This is a genomic window from Pseudomonas sp. MF7453 (assembly GCF_016405455.1).
Lineage (GTDB): Bacteria > Pseudomonadota > Gammaproteobacteria > Pseudomonadales > Pseudomonadaceae > Aquipseudomonas > Aquipseudomonas paralactis.
Window position 1 is genome coordinate 1 of record NZ_JAEKCN010000048.1, and the last position, 1,425, is coordinate 1,425.

Sequence of the window (1,425 nt, forward strand, 5' to 3'; positions counted from 1 at the left end):
GCCAGCCCTTTCAAGGTCTTTTCGTCTTGGCAGCCTTGATTATCCGGTCCGTTGAAACATGCGCATTCACCGCGGTGCCTTTAACCCATGTTTTGGGCTTGGGTACCTTGGGGCCACGGGGGCTTTTCGCAACTTGTTTAGGTTGGATATTTCTGGCAAGCGCCAATAAGTGCTGAGCCAGTTTTTCCAACGGAATGACAGGAAGATGTTCCGAGGGCAGCGCAATCTGCATTCCCTCATATCCACTCCTGACCTGAACCGCTAAATGGTAAATCGAGGCCTCCCATCCTTCAGGCTGGGTATCCCGATGAGCTTGTTCAACACTGCGTTTGAGAACAGCCAGGACGTTGTAAGCCAATACCGCCGTTGCGAACCCGAGTAAGGCAGCCTTTGGGCTGCCAAGGGTTTCGATCTCACTTTCCAGGATCGCTTCCAGTCGCTGGAACATACCTTCAATGCTCCAGCGGCGGCGATACAGTTCGGCGATCTGTTGCGCACTGACGCTCTCAGGCAGGTTGCTCCAGAACATCAAACTGCTGTCGCCGGAGTCCGTTGGCGAATGAAGCGTCAGTTCGACACGCCGACATTGGTAACCGCCTTTGACCTGGATGATCTGCTCACGCACAGTGCCAGTTTCGACAGGTACTGGCTCTTGCCACTCACCCTCTTGAATCAAGCGTGGATGCTTGGCTTGCTGACGAATGACAAAGCAAGTTTGGACTTGCTCACAAGCCTCCATAACCGGGAGCGTGCAATAAAGCCGGTCAGCCAGCCACACTTGGCCGGGCTCGGCATTGGCCAATAAAGGCAGCACACAAACGCGCTCGCTTGCGTAGGCATCCTCACACGCCTGAAGGTCGACGACCTGATCCAGATCGGGATCGTATGCAACAACCGAAAAACCGGGACGAGCGGCGCCGCGCTCGTTGCGTAAAGCTCCCAGACGTTTCTCAGTGGATGCCAGGTGATTACCGTCCACTACCCGAACCTGCCAACCTGGCAGCATCGCCGTGCAGCCCAGCTCCCGGATGGTTGGAGCCAGGCGCTGTGCACAGCCCGTAATCAGGGCGCGCAACAGAGCAGGCTCGGTACGACTGATCTTGTCGTAGAGAGCCGCCAGGCTGACCGGAAGGTCCTCCAGTTGTCGCGCGGCGGCGTGCAGAGATGGCTTCAAGCCCAATGAAACAAGGGACATTAGCTTGATGATGGTCGAGAACAATAGCTCACGAGAATACTGCCGTTGCCGGTGTTCTTCGAAAACCTGATCAATCCACTCGGGGGCAATAGCCTGCTGCAGCGCCAGTTTGGCCATGACACTGGCAGGTGCTTTTTTCTCGAAACGCGCTAGAACTTCCGCCCACATCGTTTAGGTACCCCCTGAATGAAATTTCAGGGGATTTTACAGAAGACCTTGAAAGGGCTGGC

The 1,425-nt window shown here is 55.6% G+C and carries 1 protein-coding gene; it reads right to left on the minus strand.

Annotation, left to right across the window (positions count from 1 at the left end; translation table 11 throughout):
* Window positions 1-10 precede the first annotated feature (10 nt).
* On the minus strand, window positions 11-1,312 hold the full coding sequence (locus tag JFT63_RS29335; protein WP_081339099.1) for an IS4 family transposase: 1,302 nt from the start codon (window positions 1,310-1,312) through the stop codon (window positions 11-13).
* Window positions 1,313-1,425: the final 113 nt, after the last annotated feature.